We start from the raw sequence: 16930 nt of genomic DNA, 5'->3' as shown, positions 1-16930 counted from the left end.
ACATCAATAACAAAAGCCTGACCCCGTCGGCACACTGACCCCATCGGTACATTTAAAAATGCTGGCTTTGAAATGAAGCCCGAAAGTTGAGTTATTGGATAATCTCTATCCTTCATCCCCGCTTTATGATACAAGGAGCACCCATGACATCGGATAAATTTTCTCAAATAAAGCTTTACCACCAGCTTTCTGCCGGGCAGCAGCAATGGCTCCACTCCTTGTCCCGGAAATATCCCTTTACCTTTCAACAATTGCGTCTGCTCACGGAATACAGCGTGGATCTGGCCTGTTGGCAGGAGGGCACGCTGGAACAATTTTATCGACCTGATGCTTTGGGTGATACCATGGGGAAAAACGCAGCAACAACGGTTTTCCAGCAATTCAGGGACGGCTATGAAACCCTGAAGGCCAGGGAAAAAAAATATCCCCCGGCCCCGGGTTTTGTGCCCGGTGAGCATAAGTTCCCCGAGGGGCAGATGGTGGAAGTTCCCCTTAAGGGCTCCATCATGGGACAATGCCCCGTGGCTTCGGAAAAGACCCGCTGCTGTAACTTGAACACCCTGGATGCTGTGCAGCAGTGCGGATTTGATTGCAGTTATTGCTCCATTCAATCCTTTTACCACGGCAACCAGGTCCGGTTTATCCGGAATCTGGTCTCCCATCTGGATACCCTGGAACTGGATAAGGATAAGAAATACCACATCGGCACTGGACAGTCTTCGGATTCTTTGATGTGGGGAAACAGGTTCGGGCTGCTGGACTCCCTGTGCCGGTTTGCCACGGCCCATCCCAATGTGATCCTTGAGATGAAATCAAAGAGCGCCCGCATTGATTATTTCCTGGAAAATCGGCCCCCGGCCAATATGGTTTTCACCTGGTCCCTGAATACACCGGTGGTGATCCAGGCCGAGGAGCGGGGGACCGCCTCCCTTGACAAACGACTGAAAAGCGCCCGGAAACTTGCAGATCTTGGCATTCCCGTGGGATTCCATTTTCATCCCATGGTCTGGTATGAAGGATGGGAAAGCGATTATCTGGAGGTGGTATCGCGTCTGCTCCAGGATTTTGAACCGGAAGAAGTGGTCATGGTTTCCATAGGTACGCTCACCTTTATCAAGCCGGTGTTGAAGAAAATCCGGGAGCGCATGCTGCTTACCTCCATCCTGCAGATGCCCATGGAGGAGTGCGCAGGGAAGTTGAGTTACCCGTTTGATATTAAAAAGACTCTTTTTTCAACGCTTTACCAGGCATTTTCCACAGCCTGGAAGGAGTCGGTTTTCTTTTACATGTGCATGGAAGACATCAATTTATGGCCCGTGGTTTTTAATCGCAGCTATGCCTCAAATGAATTGTTTGAAGCCGATATGCTGAAAACTTACCATGAAAAGACCGCTGCCATTCACAAGAGAAATAATCTGGGCTGAAATCGGGAAAATTGATTCTGACATGTTTCAATGCTTTATTACTCAACTTTCGGGCTTCATTTCAAAGCTGGCATTTTTAAATGTACCGATGGGTTCAGTGTGCCGACGGGGTCAGGCTTTTGTTATTGATGTTATCGACCAAGGCCTTTGCCAACGAAAAAAGCCTCGATAATGTCAATAACGAAAGCCTGACCCCACCACGAAATGCGAACACCGAAAGTTGAGTTATTATTGTTTGATCCTTCCGACCTCTCTTCCCATGGAGAACAGAATCCCCACCACACCCATGGCCGTGTACACCCATAATGACAACTGCATGCTTTTCATAAAATCGTTCATGTTTTCCGGGGTCACTGCCTGATCCCCAAGGTAATGGTTGATGATCACCGTGACAATGGCCATGCTCACCAGCATGCCCTGGGTGCGCATGGTGCCCACCAGGCTGGAGGCGGTGCCGTAATATCGGGGCTGTACACTTGACATGATGGCGGTCATGTTGGGGGTGGAAAAGAAGCCAAACCCCACGCCAAGGAGGACAAGGATGGTAAGAATCAATGACAGAGGCGTGGTATTGACAAGGAACGATGCAATAAAAAGTCCCAAGGTACACGAGGCCATGCCCAGTGTGGCAATCCATGTGGCGGGGTAGCGATCGGCCAGTCGTCCGGCCAGGGGGGATACCAGCGCCTGGGTGAGCGGTTGCACCATCATGATAATACCCGCAGTCTGGGCAGAAAAGCCCTTTGTATACTGTAGATAAAGAGAGAACAGAAAGATGATCCCAAAGGATGCGGCATAGTTGATCAGGGTGGCCACATTGCTAAGGGTGAAGGTGGGGTTACCGGTGAGCAGCTGGACATCAATGAGGGGATGTTCGGTTTTTTTCTGGAGTTGAAAAAAGAGTCCCAGACCAAGGAGGCCCGCCATGATCATGGGCCATGCCCAGGGCATTTTGTTGATCTGGGTCATTCCGGTGATGAGAATGGACAGGGCCAGGGCAAACACAATGGTGCCCTGCCAATCAAAGGCATCGCCCTTGGAATCGGCCCATTCTCCACAAAGGCGTGTCAGTGTCAGAACAAGGGCCGTGATCTGAAAAGGCACCATGAAATAAAAAATCCAGCGCCATCCCATGTGGGTGGCAATAATGCCCCCCAGGGTGGGGCCTGTTGCCAGCCCCAGATAGACAAAGGCCACAATGATTCCCATGGCCTTTCCCCGCTTTGATTCAGGAAATACAGATGTGAGAATGGCAAAGCTTGTGGCGGTGATCATGGCACCGCCAATACCCTGGAAAATTCGAAATAAAATAAAGGTGCGAATTCCCGTGGAAATGGGAATGGCCAGGGTGGTAAGGATGGTTATCACCGTGCCGGCAATGAAAATTCGTTTGCGGCCGTGGATGTCGGCAAACCGGCCCGCCGGAAGCATGGTGACAGATACGGCCAGGATATACATCATTTGAATCAGTCCCAGCTGCGTGGCACTGGCATTGAATTCACGGCCGATCACCGGCAGGGCAATGCCCACAGAAGAAGACATGAAAGGGGTGAGAAACTGAACAGTGGTCACAATAAAGAGAACAGCCCCGGGGGAGCTGTCCGCATTTGGGGTTTTGGGTGACGGGGGTATCATTGGGGGCCTCGGCGGTGCTTGCAAGGGTAAGGGTAAAATGGCGGCATCATGGATGTCAGGGTGCTTCTGGTTATTGTTAAGGGCTGTGTCAAAAACTTTACCATTTTTTCCCAAAAAAATGAAAATATTGAAAGGGCGTTTTCTATTGGCGGCGACTGAAAATGGGAGAGCCTTTAAGGCATTTCACCCCTGAAATTCGGCAGCCACCTTTTTAAGAATGTCCGGTGCAAAGCGGTAAATTCGCATGTTATCAACACAGTAGGCACCCAGATTTTTATAAAATTTTATGGAGGGTTCATTCCAGTCCAGGCATCCCCATTCCAGGCGTTTACATCCTTTTTGGATGGCAAGATGGGAAAGAAACGCCATCATTATTTTTCCAAGGCCCTTGTATCGCATCTTTTCATCAACGTAAAAACCGTCTATGAACATTCCCCTCTGACCGATAAAAGCCGATGAATTATTATAAAAATAAGCAAAAGCAACGGTTTTGCCGTCATACTCCCCAAAAACAGCTTCCCCCCTTTTTTCTGACAAAATCTTTTCCATTTCCTCTTTTTCTGCAATGATTTTGTCCCTCATTTTTTGATATATACCCAGTTTTTGCATGTACTCCACCACCAGGCCTGCGTCCCGGGGCTGTGCAAATTTAAGATTAAATTGTGGATGTTGTGTTTTTATCATAATGTTTTGTATTCCTTCCCAAAATTTTTGGAATTTAGTTTAAAAACCCTTGAAGCACATATCATAAAAAAAGTGCAATCTAAATATAATACCTTCGCCAATTTTGTTTTAACCTAATATTGCATTGCATATATAGACATATAGAGAGTGTAAAAGCACACGATATAGTATTCTGGGCTCTGATTTTAAACAGGTTTTAAATTTGGCGAAGGTATTGAAATAGAGGTTGTTTTTATTTTGACTTTGAGAGCTGTTTTATTCTCTCCGTCCTGGGGGATGGCCGGGGTGCCAAAGGTTAGATCGAACACACAGTTTTAAAACCGGGGGGGAGTTGTCTGGGGACACCATAAAGAAAATTAACTCAATTATGGTTATTTATAATCATTTTTAGGTTGTTTTTAGCCTTCGAAAAAGCATAAACACACCTTATAGTTATTATTATTGACAACAACAAACCATGGTTATACAAATCACATCTCTATTTATCAAAAAATGGCCATATTCTTGCCAATTTATTTCAACCAATTAAATTACCAACACATGGGGAAAAGATTGAAAAAAATAAATTTAACTATCAATGGACAGGCAAAGCAGGTGGTGGCAGATGACAAGATGGTTCTGCTGGATCTGTTGAGGGAGCATTTGCAATTGACAGGGGCCAAACAGTCCTGTGATCGAAAGGGGCAATGCGGAGCCTGCACGGTTATTGTAAATAAAAAAGCGGTATTATCCTGCCTTACAAAGGTTCAAAAGCTGGAAGGTGCCACGGTGATCTCCGTTGAAGGGCTTGGCACGCCGGACAACCCCCACCTGATCCAGGAAGCCTTTGCCCTGGCAGGTGCCATCCAGTGCGGTTTTTGCACCCCGGGCATGATCATGGCCAGTAAGGCCCTTTTGGATGTTAACCTCAACCCCACAGTGGATGAGATTAAATATGCCCTTCGCAGGAATATCTGTCGCTGCACAGGTTATGCAAAAATCATTGAAGCGGTTCAACTGGCAGCCCGGTTTCTTAGAAAAGAGCTCACACCAGATGAGATCCGGCCCAAACCCACTGATGCTAAAATGGGGATATCCCATGTGAGACCGTCGGCCCTTTTAAAGGCCTGCGGTACAGCACGGTTCGCAGCGGATATTGCCATGCCCGGCGCCCTTGAAATTGCTGTGGTGCGAAGTCCCCATTTCCATGCTGAAATCAAAAATATTGATTTCACCGAAGCTGAAAAAATGCCTGGATTTGTGGGCAGCCTCACAGCCGCAGACATCAAAGGCACCAATCGTCTGAAATACATAGTGGGGGACAGGCCGGTGATCTGTGAAGACCGGGTGCGCACCCTGGGTGATGCCGTTGCCGTGGTGGTGGCAAAGAACCGGGACCAGGCCCTGGCTGCGGTGGATGCCGTAAAGGTGGAATATGAACTTTTACCGGAAATAAGAAGTACAGATGCGGCCCTGGCACCGGATGCCGTACAGATTCATCCTGATCGGCCCAATCTTTGTTTTGCCCAGCCCATGATAAAAGGGGATGCCGCCAAGGGATTTGCCCATGCTGAATCAATTGTGGAGGAATGTTTTTCCACCCAGTTCAATCACCAGGCCCCCATGGAACCGGAAAACAGTGTGGCCTATATGGAAGGCAAGGGCGAAGATGCAACCCTTGTGGTCATGGGCCGGGGAATTAATATTCATCTTCACATGTCCATGCTCCAGGAAGCCCTGGGCTTTGAGAACATTCGCTATGAAGAGCCCTTTTCCGGTGGACAGTTCGGCATCAAGCTTGAGATATTCACCGAAGGTATTGCCGCTGCAGCTGCCTTAAAGTTCAATCAGCCGGTGCGTTACACCCCAAGCATTGCAGAATCCATGCTCATCACTTCAAAACGCCATCCCTTTGATATGAAGATTAAGATGGGAGCCGATGCCAAGGGCAAGCTCACGGCCCTTGAAATGGATATTACCGTGGACAACGGGGCTTATAATTCCATTGGCAATGTTATCATTAACCGGGCACTTCACATGCTTTCAAGCTCCTATTATATCCCCAACATCAACGTCTCTTCAAAGTTGATTTACAGTAACAATCCCTGGGGAAGTGCAGCCAGGGGCGCAGGGCCGCCACAGGCCCATTATGCACTGGAATGCGCCATGGATCTTCTGGCAAAGAAACTTGACATGGATCCCCTGGCGTTCAGAAAATTAAATTCCCTGGAGCCGGGGTTAACCAAAGCCACAGGGCACCCTGTGGATCAATGGCCTTTTCCTGAGTTGTGCGATGCCATTAAACCCAATTATGACCGGGCCGTGGCAGATGCCGCATCCCATGACAATAAAACCACCGTGAAACGGGGTGTGGGACTGGGGGCCGCAGCCTTTGGTATCGGCTTTCCCGGAGATAAATCAATTTCTGCTGTGGAACTGGAAGCGGATGACGGGGTCACCGTATATGCTGCAGCGGCAGATCCCGGGGAGGGAAATGATTCCATGCTCACCCAGCTGGCAGCCCAAGTATTGGAACTGCCCCTGGATAAAGTCCGGGCCGTTACCCGCACCACGGCAAAGACCGCAGCTGCAGGTCCAGCCTCGGGCAGCCGGGTGACCTTGATGATCGGTGGCGCCACTGTGGCCGCCCTGGAACAGTTGAAAAAAGCCATGGATGAGGTGGGTTCTAAAACATTTGAGGCGTTTAAAGCCGCTGATGTTCCCACACGCTATGTGGGCAACCGTGCCACCGTTGAAACCGCTCCCCTTGATCCTGAAACCGGCCAGGGCCCCTCTTCGGAATCCGATGTCCATGCCGTGCAACTGGCTGAAGTGGAAGTGAACACGGAAACCGGAGACGTCCGGGTGGTTAAAATGACCACAGCTGTGGATGCTGGCACCGTTATTAATCCCAATAACCTGACAGGACAGCTGGAGGGGGGCATGGACATGGGGGTGGGCTATGCCCTGCGTGAGGAATTCATCGCCGGAGAGACCAAAGACTGGCGGACTTTTAAGTTCCCCACCATGAAAACCGCCTTTGACATGGAGACTGTGATCCGGGAAACCCCCAGAACCCGGGGAACATTGGGGGCCACGGGTGTGGGAGAGATGGCCATGGTATCAACGGCACCTGCGGTGATCAATGCCATTAAAGATGCCTGCGGGGTTTTGATAACGGATTTGCCTGCCACACCGGAAAAGGTGCTGGCTGCGTTAAAATCAGCAGACAAGGCCTAAATGACGGATAAAGAGTTTAAGCCTTCTGCTGACCAGGGACGGGACCGGCAGCTTCGTAGCATTGCCGGTCGCGATCTCTATTTTGACTGGGAAGATTTTTTGTGGGACCCCCAGGACTGGGATGAAACCATTGCCCTTGCCCTTGCCCGGGAGATGGGACTTGAAAGCCTTGATGATGCCCAGTGGAAGGTGCTTCAGTTCATGCGGGAATTTTATTTTTACCATGGCAGGGCTCCCATGAATAAAGATTTAAAACAGGGAACGGGCATGACCCTCATGGCCCTGGAAAAACTCTTTCCCCGGGGGATTCGCATGGGGGCACGACGTCTGGCGGGATTGCCAAATCCCAAGGCGTGCATGTAATCATTCCTGTGAAGGCTATGTTTTTAAAGTTCAATAACTGCCACGGGCAGAGCATATTTGGGCTTGGTCATAACGTGGGCCATGTTGTAATGAAAATTTAGGAATTGAAAATTAATGCTTTAATTACGGCATGTTGCGGCCAATAAAATTTTATCTCACGTATGGTGGCCCAGCTTATGATCAACCCCGCATATTTTTGCTTCACTGTTTAATCAATGGAGGCTTTTTTTGATATACCTTGACAACGCCGCCACCACATGGCCAAAACCAAGGCAGGTGCTTGATCAAATGGTGGAACGCTTTGCCGCCATGGGGGTATCCCCGGGCAGAGGCAGCTATGATGCGGCCCTGGAGGCATCGGACTTTATTCATGGAACCCGCACAAAACTTGCCCGTTTTTTTGGTGCTCCTGATGCCAACCGGGTGATATTCACGGCCAATGCAACAGATGCGCTGAACACGGCCCTGCTGGGCATCTTAAAACCCGGGGATCATGTCATCACCACCCGTCTGGAGCACAACTCTGTTCTTCGTCCCCTTTATCATCTGCAACAAAACAATGTGATAACCTGCACCATTGTTCCCTTTAATCAAGAAGGCTTTGTTTCTCCCCAAGATATTAAAAATGCCATGCAGTCGGACACAAAACTGGTGGTGATGACCCATGCCTCCAATGTGCTTGGCACCATTCAACCGGTTAAAAAGGTGGGAGCCGTGTGCAGGGCCAGGGGCATTGATTTACTGGTGGATGCTTCGCAATCAGCGGGTCAGATTCCTGTGAACATGGAGGAGCTTAACGCTTCGGTCCTGGTTTTCACTGGGCATAAATCCCTTTACGGGCCTCCGGGCATTGGGGGGCTGGTGCTTCATCCCGATCTTGAGATAGAGCCCAGTCGGTTTGGGGGTACCGGTATTGTTTCCAGCAGTCTGGTTCATACCCGGGAATTTCCCCATCGGCTGGAAGCCGGCACCCATAACCTCATGGGTATTATGGGGCTTTCTCTGGCCATGGATTATCTGTCTGAAAAGGGAATTTCCACCTTGTATAAACAGGAGATGGAGCTGATAAAAGAGTTATACCGGGGGCTTTTTGCCATCAAGGGTGTTGAGTTGTATGGCAGTCCCAAGATCTCCACACATGGTCATTTGGCAGTGCTTTCTGCCAACCTGGACAACTTGAATTCTGCGGACCTGGGTGCCATTCTGGATGGTGATTTTGACATTGCCGTGCGGGTGGGGCTTCATTGCGCTCCCCTGGTTCATAAAACCCTGGGAACCCATAAGCGGGGAGCCGTACGATTCAGTCTGGGGATTTTTAATACTGGTGCAGACATTGATCATGCCATCAGGGCCATGGAGCAGATCGCACAATAATAAAAAATATTCCCCATTGCCTGCCCGTCGGGGGGGCAATGGGGAATATTAGTTGTGGCTGGAACCGGATCAGAATGCGGTCCGCCCGTGTGGTTATCTGGAACGAGTCATTATGCGTCAGAAAGCCATACCATGAGCTCACTTAAAGCTGTTGAGTGGATTAAATAGGTGCAATTGTTTGCCATGGCCCTTTTTTGTGTCTCTGACAACACCCTTTGTAACGACCAGTTGCTTATATTTGTTTGTTTTTCCCCGGAATATTTGGACACATAACCCCACATGTGCTGAACCGCATTTCGAATTCCGCCTTGTGTCGGCTCCTTTCTGAGGGTTTCTGCTAAGAGTCTGGACAAACTGCTCAACGTCACGGCTGTCCGGGAGACCTCCTGCCCTGTTTTTTTGTAGAGTTCCGGATTTCGTGCAAGAACAGAGTATTTGTGATGGCTCCAAAGTTGCTGGGCATTTTGGGGCAACGGTATTCGTCCCTGTTCTCTGTCTTTGTATTTTTCCTTGAGCAGGCTGAACTGCCGGTGTGGGGAATCAATATAGGTGGCTGGCCATTGCCCTTTGTTGGAGCGGGTCTTTACCGGGGATCTGTCTCTGTAGCCCCTTAATGCCATTTCCCGGGCCAGCTGTTTGTGACGCATGCGAAGGGCCCAGCCATACCCCACCCAGCGAATGGTTTCAGGGTGTTTGGCATAGCCTTTTTTTTTGTTGATGATGATCGATACAATTCCGTGCAGTTCACGGTGTTCGCCAAGTAAACTCTGGCGGTTCAAATAACCTGGACTGATATCCCATATTCTCATGTGATTCCTTTGGTTATAACTGCCATGGGAAGAGCGGGTTCCGATCCGGCTCTGCCCGCAACAAAGCCTGAAATATGTCTCTTATTTGCGGAGTATTTCATATGAAGCAGGTATTGAAAACGGAATCAGGCACCGTTAACCCGTGGACAATTTTTCCATATACACCACCGGTTCAGAAAAAAATTCTGACTGAGGGGGATACCCGAGGCGTATCCCCGGGAAAAAGGCTTGTGGCAAAAAGGGTGTCTTGCAAGGGCAAGGAAAAGGGCCGGGAAGCGGTAAAGTCCCTTTGCCCCATGATGATGCAGGGCCAGCTCCAGGCGGATGAAGCGGACAGATCTGCCATAAAGATCCCCTGCGTCTTTGCCTGATGCCATGGCGTTTATAATGGCCTTGGCAGCTGATTGCCCGCTTTTCAGGGCAAAGTATATGCCTTCACCCAGGAGACCTTCGGCCATACCTGCGGCATCCCCGGCCAGAAGTATCCTGCCCGGGGCAGGGGATTCAGAAAATCCGCCCACACCAATGGGATAGCCTTTTATGTTTTCCATATCAGTGCGGCCAAATCGCATTCTGGCATACCGGGCAAGTGCTTTCCGGGTCAATCCCCGGTGCCCGGCAATGGAATAAATGCCGATATTAAGATGGTTTTTTTTGGGAAAAATCCAATAATAGCCTTTGATGCCCATGGAAAAATCAAATTCCATGGGATATTTCCATGGTTGATCCATGGGAATGTCAGCCTCAAGGGCCGGATACTTCATAATCCCGAATGCACTATGGGTGAGCTGCCGGACAATGGAATTTGCACCGTCTGCACCGATCAGATATCTGGATTGAATGCTTTGTTTTTCATGTTTGTGATCCATGAAACAAAGGTCTATATGTCCAGGCTTTTCAAGAATGGAAATGATTTTTCGGGAGACCTGAAAGCGGCCCCCTTTTTTCATAAACATATTTAAGGTAAATTGATCCAGATCCTGACGTCGGGTCATGTAACAGAGGGGCTTTTTTTCCCGTATGATAAAGGTCTTTCCCCCGGGCCTGCGAATGCGTACCCTGTGGCATGTCCGATGAATCAAAAAAGAGATATCATATGGAAACAGAGCCATGGCTTTGGGGGTGATGCCACCGGCACATGCTTTTTTTCTGGGAAATTTGTATTTATCCAGGATTAAAACAGAAAAGCCCGCTTCACGCAGAACATATCCTGCTGCTGTCCCTGCCGGTCCGGCTCCTATGATAGTGACGTCATGCATTTGTTTTTTGTTACCAGATTTATAAAAAAACGGCAAGAAACTAAACAGGTTTTTTACTTCAAGAGGTGTTGACTCCGGCCTTGACTTAAATCCACTCCCCCTGATATACACACGCAATGTGTCGTGGTTATAGCAGAGGGAGGGTAAAATCTTCCAATGTTGAAAAAATTTGATGCTTTGTTAAGCAAAAAATAAGTGCCTGTCCCTTTGACTGCTTGCCTTTCACTTAGAGATACAACTTTCATTGTGATAAGTGTTTCACTGCATGGAAAAAATAAAAGCAATTTAGACAATAAACCAGGAGTTTTGCTATGTCAGCTGAAGAAAAAAATATGTGCCCCAAATGTAATTCGCCCTATGCCTATCCCGATGGGTTTTTGTGGATATGCCCGGAATGTGCCCACGAGTGGTCACCGGATCAGAGTTCTGATGCATCCTCGGAAGATGCGTCACAATTCCTCGATGCCAATGGTACCCCTTTGCAGGATGGGGATACCGTCACCACCATTAAAGATCTTAAGGCCGGGAAGGACACGATGAAATTGGGTACAAAGGTCAAAAACATTAAGCTTCTTGATGACCCTGTAAAAGGCCACGATATTTCCTGTAAGATTCCAGGTTTCGGTGCCATGTACCTTAAATGTTCTGTTGTTAAAAAGTCGTAAGTCAATACCCCTTGAGCTAAAGACTCAAGGGGTGAAAAATAGCTTGTAAGCCCGATTGACCTATGGTGTGTCCGGTTCCACCCTTGCCGACATTGATAAAAGAATAATCATCAACCGCAAAACGTTCTAAAGAGGAGTCTCTTTCGGGTCAAATTGATCGATATCAAGTCCCATTGCCTTGGCGCGTTCTTTCCATTGTTTCCGTGCTAAAGTGCGCATGTCTTCAACATCGTCTGTTTCATCCATAATTTCCATACCCATAAGCGTTTCGATTAAATCCTCCAATGTCACCAATCCATCCGTTCCACCATGCTCATTGACGACTATAGCAAGGTGCTGGCGATCCTTAAGAAAACGCTCAAACAATGCTGTCAACGATATCGAATCCGGAACAGCAAGTATTTCACGTTTCAATGAATTGAGTTTAACATTGCCTTGTTTTTGTGCGGCATTGGTCAGAACATCATCTTTAAGAACAAAACCGGTTATTTCATCGATACGCGTTGTGTAGAGGGGGAGACGAGAAAAAGAGGTTTGGGTAATTTGTTCCAGAGAATCGTTAATCTTCATGTCCTCGGGTAATGCGAAAATTACAGTCCGTGGTGTCATGATATCGTCCACTTTCAGCGACTCAAATTGGAATATGTTTCGGATAAGTCTTGATTCCTTAGCTCGAATATGCCCCGTTTCTACACCTATCTGGGCCATGGCGATGAATTCGTCTCTACTGAAAATATGAACTTCTTTTCCGTGTGAAATAAATCTTGTCAATCTTTCCGAAATCCACACAATTGGATAAAGGACAACAATCAGAATGTTTACAAAATACGAAATTGGGCCTACAAGTATTGACCAGTAGACGGTGCCTAAGGTTTTAGGCACGATTTCGGAAAGAAAAAGGATTAAAAGGGTCATGACCGCTGAAAACAAGCCAAACCATGCGCTTCCAAATACGATGGTTGATTTGGCCCCGGCACCGATGGCACCAACCGTATGGGCAATGGTGTTCAGTGTCAAAATAGCTGCAAGTGATCGGTCCACATTATCTTGTCGCAGTCGTTTTAAAAGCGCTGCATGCTTGGGCCGCCTTTCTTTTTGTCCTTCAATGTATGAAGGTGTAATGCTTAAAAGTACCGATTCCGCCACTGAACAGAGAAATGAAAAAATCAATGCCAGCAGCACATAAATTATTAATAGTAAAACATCAGCGTTCATATTTTCCATGCTCCTTTCAGGCTTTTTTATACCTGATTACGAGCAAAAAGTCTCCACATTATATAGGGAGGGTAAGCGTTTAATACTGTGTTGCAGGGCAGACGTCTAAAGGAGGGCGGCGTTTGAATCTGCGGGGGCATTGTCACGGTCTGTATCGGTATAGTCCCTGAGCACCCGGGTCACCCGGATGCGGTAGGATTCGAACAAGGCGTCTTTTCCGCTTTTCTGGGCGTTGCGGTGGTCCATGACATTGCGCCAGGCTTCTATGGATGCCTCGTCTTCCCAGAAGGAGAGGCTGAGGAGCTTGTTTTCTTCCATCAGGCTCTGAAAACGTTCAATGGAGATGAATCCGGGACGGTTTCCCAGAAATTTGCGTAGATCGGTTGCGAATTCCAGATATGCTGCCTTTCCAGCTTGGCTGGGTTTAACTTCAAATATAACTGCGTACATGGGTCTCCTCATAATATGAAATAATTATAGACAGGGTGCCGGTCAGGCCGGGCACGACAATGTCCGGGTCGATGTTCCAGGAGCAATAAATTTGTGGTTAATCAGCCGGCCCTTTTTCCAATCCAATGAGTTTTTCCTTGATGGCCAGGCCGTGGGCAAACCCGGTGAGTTTGCCGTTGGTCCCCACCACCCGGTGGCAGGGTATGATGAGGGGAATGGGATTTTTTCCGTTGGCCGCTCCCACGGCCCTGGAAGCCTTGGAATTGCCCAGTTGTTTTGCAATTTCCCCATAGCTGACAAGTCGGCCAAAGGGAATTTTGCGTAATTGCTTCCAGACTTTTTTTTGAAATTCCGTGCCTGCCGGATTGATGCGCACATCAAATGTCTCCCTGCTGCCATCCAGGAATTCAAGGATCTGGGTTTTGATATTTTCAAAAAATGCTTGATTTAATTCCCAATCTTCCTGGATTTCAAATTTCCGGCTGCCCTCCCCGGTGTTGAGGTGAAGATGGGCCAGCCCCTTTTCATCCCCGGCCAGGATAATCTCGCAAAACCGGGTGTTAAATTTTGTATAATACATTATAGTTATCCTTGATTCGGTGTCTGTCCAACACTATTGGTTCCAGAGGCAGAGGGCTGCATATGTCCGGTATGGTCGCCATTTTTCAGCCCGTTTCAGTATCTCTTTTTTCCCGGGGCGCTTTCCGTTTTTTTCCAGGGCCTTGATAATGCCCAGATCCGTTGCCGGAAAACTGTCCACCATGCCCAGCCCCCGCATGGCCACATAATTCACCGTCCACTCCCCGATGCCCCTGAGGGCGGAAAATTCCTTTTGGAAATCCTCAAAGGGCTGATTGGGATTCAGGGAAAAAGTCTTGTCCATGATCCCCTGGGCGATATTGGCAATGGTGGCCTGGCGGGCCCCGGTGATGCCGATGCCTTCAAGGCCGGTTTTTGTCATTTCCCCGGGTCCCGGAAAAAAATAATCCAGGCCCTGGGGAAATCCTTTTTCTGTTTTTAAGGCGGCTTTTTTTGCAATCCGTGACGCAAGGGTGGAGGCGGCCTGCACCGATATCTGCTGGCCCAGCACCGCCCGAACGCAGAATTCAAAGGAATCAAAGGCAATGGGCAGTCTGGGGACATGGCCCGCTTTCATCCCTTTGGAGAGATGGGGATCTGATTTGAATTTATCATTGATTCGGGTGAAATCCGTATTCAGGTCAAACATCCGCCGGACCCGGTTATAAATTTCCATATAACATTGGATATTGTCGCAGAGAATACTCAGTTCCAGGGCGGATTTACCGGGATTGTCCCTGACAATGAAGTAACCCTTGGACCGCCGGGTCCTGAAGGTCCGGGCATAGCTGGTGTCGTCGATCACCTCCACCCCTTTGATGGCCCGGATTTTCATGAATTCAATGACCTGGGAAAAATTAAAGGGCCTGTTATAGGATACCAAAAGGGTGGTGTCGGCGCTGCCTTCTTCTATATTTTCCTTTTTTACCGTTGAAGGGGCAATGCCGAAAATTTCTTTGAATACCTGGTTGAACTGCCGGATGGAGCCAAAGCCCGAGGCAAAGGCGATATCCGTCACGGACTGCCGGGAAAACATGAGCAGTTTTTTGGCAAACACGGCCCTGTGGTATTTTGCGATTTTCACCGGAGGCACGCCTAAATTTTCAACGAACAATTTTCTCAGATGGCGGTCCGAAACCTTCAACTCCCCGGCCAGGTCGGCAACGGAATGGAAATTGAGGTAACCGTCGTAGATCATCTTTAAGGCCGTCTGAACCGTAAGGGTACCCGATGCATTGCCGTTGTAGTAATCCAAATTAATATCCGGCCGGCACCGCAGGCAGGGCCGGTAGAATTGGTCCAGGGCTTCGAATATGTCTTTGAAATAGACCACATTTTCTTCCTTGGCCACCGGGGCCGGGCAGGAGGGTCGGCAGAAAATTCCCGTGGTTTTTACCCCGAAAAAGAATTTTCCGTCAAAATTTTTATCCTTGTTGATCCTGGCGGTTTTATAAATTTCCTTCATCCGGCCCCCCTGAACTATATTTATCTTCATTTCGGGAGGTTTGTCACCCGGTTTTATATTTTTCCGGGCCCAGCGCTCCATGGATTGGAATTTACCATTGAAAAATTTAAAATACTGGCGGTTTTCGGAATGGACTTTAATTTAGCTGATTTGGTAAATTTATTCCAAGGAGAGGAGGACCCCACGCCTACTTATAAATTTCTTGGGATCTTGCGATGATGGAATCCATGATCTTTAACAGCTCCTTATCCAGGGGTTCCGGGGTATGGTTTTCCAGTATCCATTTTACCTTTTCCGTAAGCTTGGTATCCAGGGTGACCTTGCCCTTGGACTCAAACTGGTCATAATTGCCCCGGTCAAAGATGGTGGGCTGCCAGATATTTTTCAAGTTTTTCACCGTGTGCATCTCCCCCAGAAAGTTTCCTCCAGGACCCACCTGGTGGATGAGATCCAGGGCCAGGGTATCGTCATCAATGGTTACCCCGTTGAAATAGGTGGCAAAGGAGCCAATGATCTCATCGGAAAGCACCACCAGTTCCAGGCAGGAGGTCATGCCCATCTCCATGTATCCAAGATCATGGATGAGGTTGGAACCCGTAAGCGTGGCGTTGAACAGGGACAGGGCAGCTTCCGATGCAGCCTGGGCATCCAGGATCTTGGCGTCGGTGAGGCCCCCGTAATTCCAGTCAGGAAGCCCGTAAAAGCTGGCGACCTCCTTGTTTAAAGCCTTGCACAGATAATACTCGGGCCCGTTGTAGGGGGAGGTGCCTATTTTAAAATCCATGGGGCCGTATCCTACACCCATGATGGAAGGCGCACCGGGGCGTTTGAGCTGGGCCAGAACCAGACCGCCCATGAACTCGGCAATGGACTGGGCCATGCAACTGGCAATGGTGTTGGGAGAGGTGGCACCCATCATGGGAGCCGAACTAAACACAAAGGGAATATGTTTTTCAGCGCAGAATAGCAGTTGGCGAAGGGGTTCGGTATCGATGACCAGAGGGGCAATGGGTTGGGTGTAGAGGATCATGAAGGGTTCTTTTTCCAGTTTTTCCTCACTGCCCTTTATGGCAACGGCCATCTCATAGATGTCTTCCAGGCCCTCCCGGCTCCAGGCAGAATAAATCAACGGTTTACAGGTGTTTTTTACCATGGCGGCAAAATCCAGCCGGTCTGTGATTTCTGGGTTCAGCCCCTTGGATCGGGGATCGGCCCCGCCGCTCAGGCCCATGGTCATGACATAATCCACATTGGGCAGATAATCACAGAGCCGGGCCATGTTTTCGATGTCTTCGGTGTCCGTGGGACGGCGCTCTCCGGTGTAGGGATCATAGGTGTTCTGGATAGTGGGTCCGGGGCCGTAATAGCAGTTGGTTCCCCTCAGGGCCATGGCATGCTCTCCGTTGCGATTGTAGAGATTCACTTCCTTGGGGATCTCTTTAATGGCCTTTTCCACAATGTTTCTGGGAATGTAAACTCGGTCTTCACCTTCTACCTTGGCACCGGCATCCTTCAACATGGTCACGGCTTCGGGCAGTTTTATGGAAAGCCCGGTGTTTTCCAGAATGGTCAAAGCAGCCTGATGAAGACGTTCCAATTGCGCTTGGGTTAATACTTTCATGGTTGGGCGAAGACTGGGAGAGGATTCAGTTACAACACTCATGACAAGTTCCTTTTATTTTAAAATTTAAATTTCTCGTGAGTCCTAAGTTTTTCTGGAAGCCATGAACGCACCTCTCCCCCAAGTCCCAATTCTATGGCCAGAGAATTCGATTTATAACACCTTCGT

Annotated in this window: 14 protein-coding genes; 5 read left to right on the top strand and 9 right to left on the bottom strand. The window is 48.7% G+C overall.

From position 1 onward, the window contains the following. Positions 1-143 precede the first annotated feature (143 nt). Positions 144-1424, top strand: a complete 1281-nt coding sequence (locus B9A32_RS19955; RefSeq protein WP_084071750.1) for an SPL family radical SAM protein — start codon at positions 144-146, stop codon at positions 1422-1424. A gap of 228 nt (positions 1425-1652) precedes the next feature. Here B9A32_RS19955 and B9A32_RS19950 read toward each other — a convergent pair whose 3' ends face one another. Together B9A32_RS19950 and B9A32_RS19945 are read right to left on the bottom strand one after the other, a co-directional pair. Continuing rightward, entirely contained in the window at positions 1653-3059 is a 1407-nt protein-coding gene (locus tag B9A32_RS19950; protein WP_084071747.1) for an MFS transporter, read from the bottom strand. A 183-nt stretch (positions 3060-3242) separates the two neighbouring features. After that, positions 3243-3743 carry a GNAT family N-acetyltransferase gene (locus B9A32_RS19945; protein WP_084071744.1) on the bottom strand — a complete coding sequence of 167 codons (501 nt, stop codon included), beginning with the start codon at positions 3741-3743 and terminating at the stop codon, positions 3243-3245. Positions 3744-4295: 552 nt separating this feature from the next. On the opposite strand from B9A32_RS19945, the gene B9A32_RS19940 reads away from it, so the two are divergent. From B9A32_RS19940 to B9A32_RS19930, 3 genes are all read left to right on the top strand, one after another. Further along, complete coding sequence (locus B9A32_RS19940) at positions 4296-6962, top strand: molybdopterin-dependent oxidoreductase (protein WP_084071741.1); 2667 nt, start codon at positions 4296-4298, stop codon at positions 6960-6962. Continuing rightward, the gene (locus B9A32_RS19935) at positions 6963-7325 is read left to right on the top strand and encodes a TusE/DsrC/DsvC family sulfur relay protein (RefSeq protein ID WP_084071738.1); all 363 of its coding nucleotides are present in this window, start codon (positions 6963-6965) and stop codon (positions 7323-7325) included. A 228-nt stretch (positions 7326-7553) separates the two neighbouring features. Then, on the top strand, positions 7554-8699 hold the full coding sequence (locus B9A32_RS19930) for an aminotransferase class V-fold PLP-dependent enzyme (RefSeq protein WP_212638034.1): 1146 nt from the start codon (positions 7554-7556) through the stop codon (positions 8697-8699). Positions 8700-8809: 110 nt separating this feature from the next. Here the strand turns inward: B9A32_RS19930 and B9A32_RS19925 are convergent, their stop codons facing one another. After that, positions 8810-9508 carry a DUF1722 domain-containing protein gene (locus B9A32_RS19925; RefSeq protein WP_084071733.1) on the bottom strand — a complete coding sequence of 233 codons (699 nt, stop codon included), beginning with the start codon at positions 9506-9508 and terminating at the stop codon, positions 8810-8812. Between the two features lie 125 nt (positions 9509-9633). Then, on the bottom strand, positions 9634-10767 hold the full coding sequence (locus B9A32_RS19920) for an NAD(P)/FAD-dependent oxidoreductase (RefSeq protein WP_084071731.1): 1134 nt from the start codon (positions 10765-10767) through the stop codon (positions 9634-9636). Between the two features lie 311 nt (positions 10768-11078). Here B9A32_RS19920 and B9A32_RS19915 point away from each other — a divergent pair, with 311 nt between their 5' ends. Continuing rightward, entirely contained in the window at positions 11079-11432 is a 354-nt protein-coding gene (locus B9A32_RS19915; protein ID WP_084071729.1) for a zinc ribbon domain-containing protein YjdM, read from the top strand. 126 nt (positions 11433-11558) lie between these two features. Here the strand turns inward: B9A32_RS19915 and B9A32_RS19910 are convergent, their stop codons facing one another. The 5 genes from B9A32_RS19910 to B9A32_RS19890 all read right to left on the bottom strand — a co-directional run bounded on the left by B9A32_RS19910 (position 11559) and on the right by B9A32_RS19890 (position 16804). Further along, the gene (locus tag B9A32_RS19910; RefSeq protein ID WP_332308540.1) at positions 11559-12656 is read right to left on the bottom strand and encodes a hemolysin family protein; all 1098 of its coding nucleotides are present in this window, start codon (positions 12654-12656) and stop codon (positions 11559-11561) included. A 96-nt stretch (positions 12657-12752) separates the two neighbouring features. After that, entirely contained in the window at positions 12753-13097 is a 345-nt protein-coding gene (locus tag B9A32_RS19905) for an antibiotic biosynthesis monooxygenase family protein (RefSeq protein ID WP_084071725.1), read from the bottom strand. A 97-nt stretch (positions 13098-13194) separates the two neighbouring features. Next, positions 13195-13677, bottom strand: a complete 483-nt coding sequence (locus tag B9A32_RS19900; protein WP_084071722.1) for a methylated-DNA--[protein]-cysteine S-methyltransferase — start codon at positions 13675-13677, stop codon at positions 13195-13197. A gap of 33 nt (positions 13678-13710) precedes the next feature. Then, a complete protein-coding gene (locus B9A32_RS19895) occupies positions 13711-15141 on the bottom strand; it encodes a DNA-3-methyladenine glycosylase 2 family protein (RefSeq protein ID WP_170923929.1) in 1431 nt (476 codons plus the stop codon). A gap of 187 nt (positions 15142-15328) precedes the next feature. After that, positions 15329-16804, bottom strand: coding sequence for a trimethylamine methyltransferase family protein (locus B9A32_RS19890; protein WP_084071719.1), 1476 nt, complete (start codon positions 16802-16804; stop codon positions 15329-15331). Positions 16805-16930 lie beyond the last annotated feature (126 nt).

It is taken from the genome of Desulfocicer vacuolatum DSM 3385 (assembly GCF_900176365.1).
In the GTDB taxonomy this organism is placed as follows: domain Bacteria; phylum Desulfobacterota; class Desulfobacteria; order Desulfobacterales; family Desulfobacteraceae; genus Desulfocicer; species Desulfocicer vacuolatum.
Note: the sequence above shows the minus strand (reverse complement) of the source record. Positions and strands in the feature narration are given on the sequence as shown.

What these genes read in the sequence shown, in the direction of transcription:
- B9A32_RS19945 (WP_084071744.1), bottom strand. Translation starts at nt 3,743, where the DNA reads ATGATAAAAACACAACATCCACAATTTAATCTTAAATTTGCACAGCCC.
- B9A32_RS19925 (WP_084071733.1), bottom strand. Translation starts at nt 9,508, where the DNA reads ATGAGAATATGGGATATCAGTCCAGGTTATTTGAACCGCCAGAGTTTA.
- B9A32_RS19950 (WP_084071747.1), bottom strand. Translation starts at nt 3,059, where the DNA reads ATGATACCCCCGTCACCCAAAACCCCAAATGCGGACAGCTCCCCCGGG.
- B9A32_RS19955 (WP_084071750.1), top strand. Translation starts at nt 144, where the DNA reads ATGACATCGGATAAATTTTCTCAAATAAAGCTTTACCACCAGCTTTCT.
- B9A32_RS19920 (WP_084071731.1), bottom strand. Translation starts at nt 10,767, where the DNA reads ATGCATGACGTCACTATCATAGGAGCCGGACCGGCAGGGACAGCAGCA.
- B9A32_RS19910 (WP_332308540.1), bottom strand. Translation starts at nt 12,656, where the DNA reads ATGGAAAATATGAACGCTGATGTTTTACTATTAATAATTTATGTGCTG.
- B9A32_RS19890 (WP_084071719.1), bottom strand. Translation starts at nt 16,804, where the DNA reads ATGAGTGTTGTAACTGAATCCTCTCCCAGTCTTCGCCCAACCATGAAA.
- B9A32_RS19935 (WP_084071738.1), top strand. Translation starts at nt 6,963, where the DNA reads ATGACGGATAAAGAGTTTAAGCCTTCTGCTGACCAGGGACGGGACCGG.
- B9A32_RS19915 (WP_084071729.1), top strand. Translation starts at nt 11,079, where the DNA reads ATGTCAGCTGAAGAAAAAAATATGTGCCCCAAATGTAATTCGCCCTAT.
- B9A32_RS19895 (WP_170923929.1), bottom strand. Translation starts at nt 15,141, where the DNA reads ATGAAGGAAATTTATAAAACCGCCAGGATCAACAAGGATAAAAATTTT.
- B9A32_RS19900 (WP_084071722.1), bottom strand. Translation starts at nt 13,677, where the DNA reads ATGTATTATACAAAATTTAACACCCGGTTTTGCGAGATTATCCTGGCC.
- B9A32_RS19905 (WP_084071725.1), bottom strand. Translation starts at nt 13,097, where the DNA reads ATGTACGCAGTTATATTTGAAGTTAAACCCAGCCAAGCTGGAAAGGCA.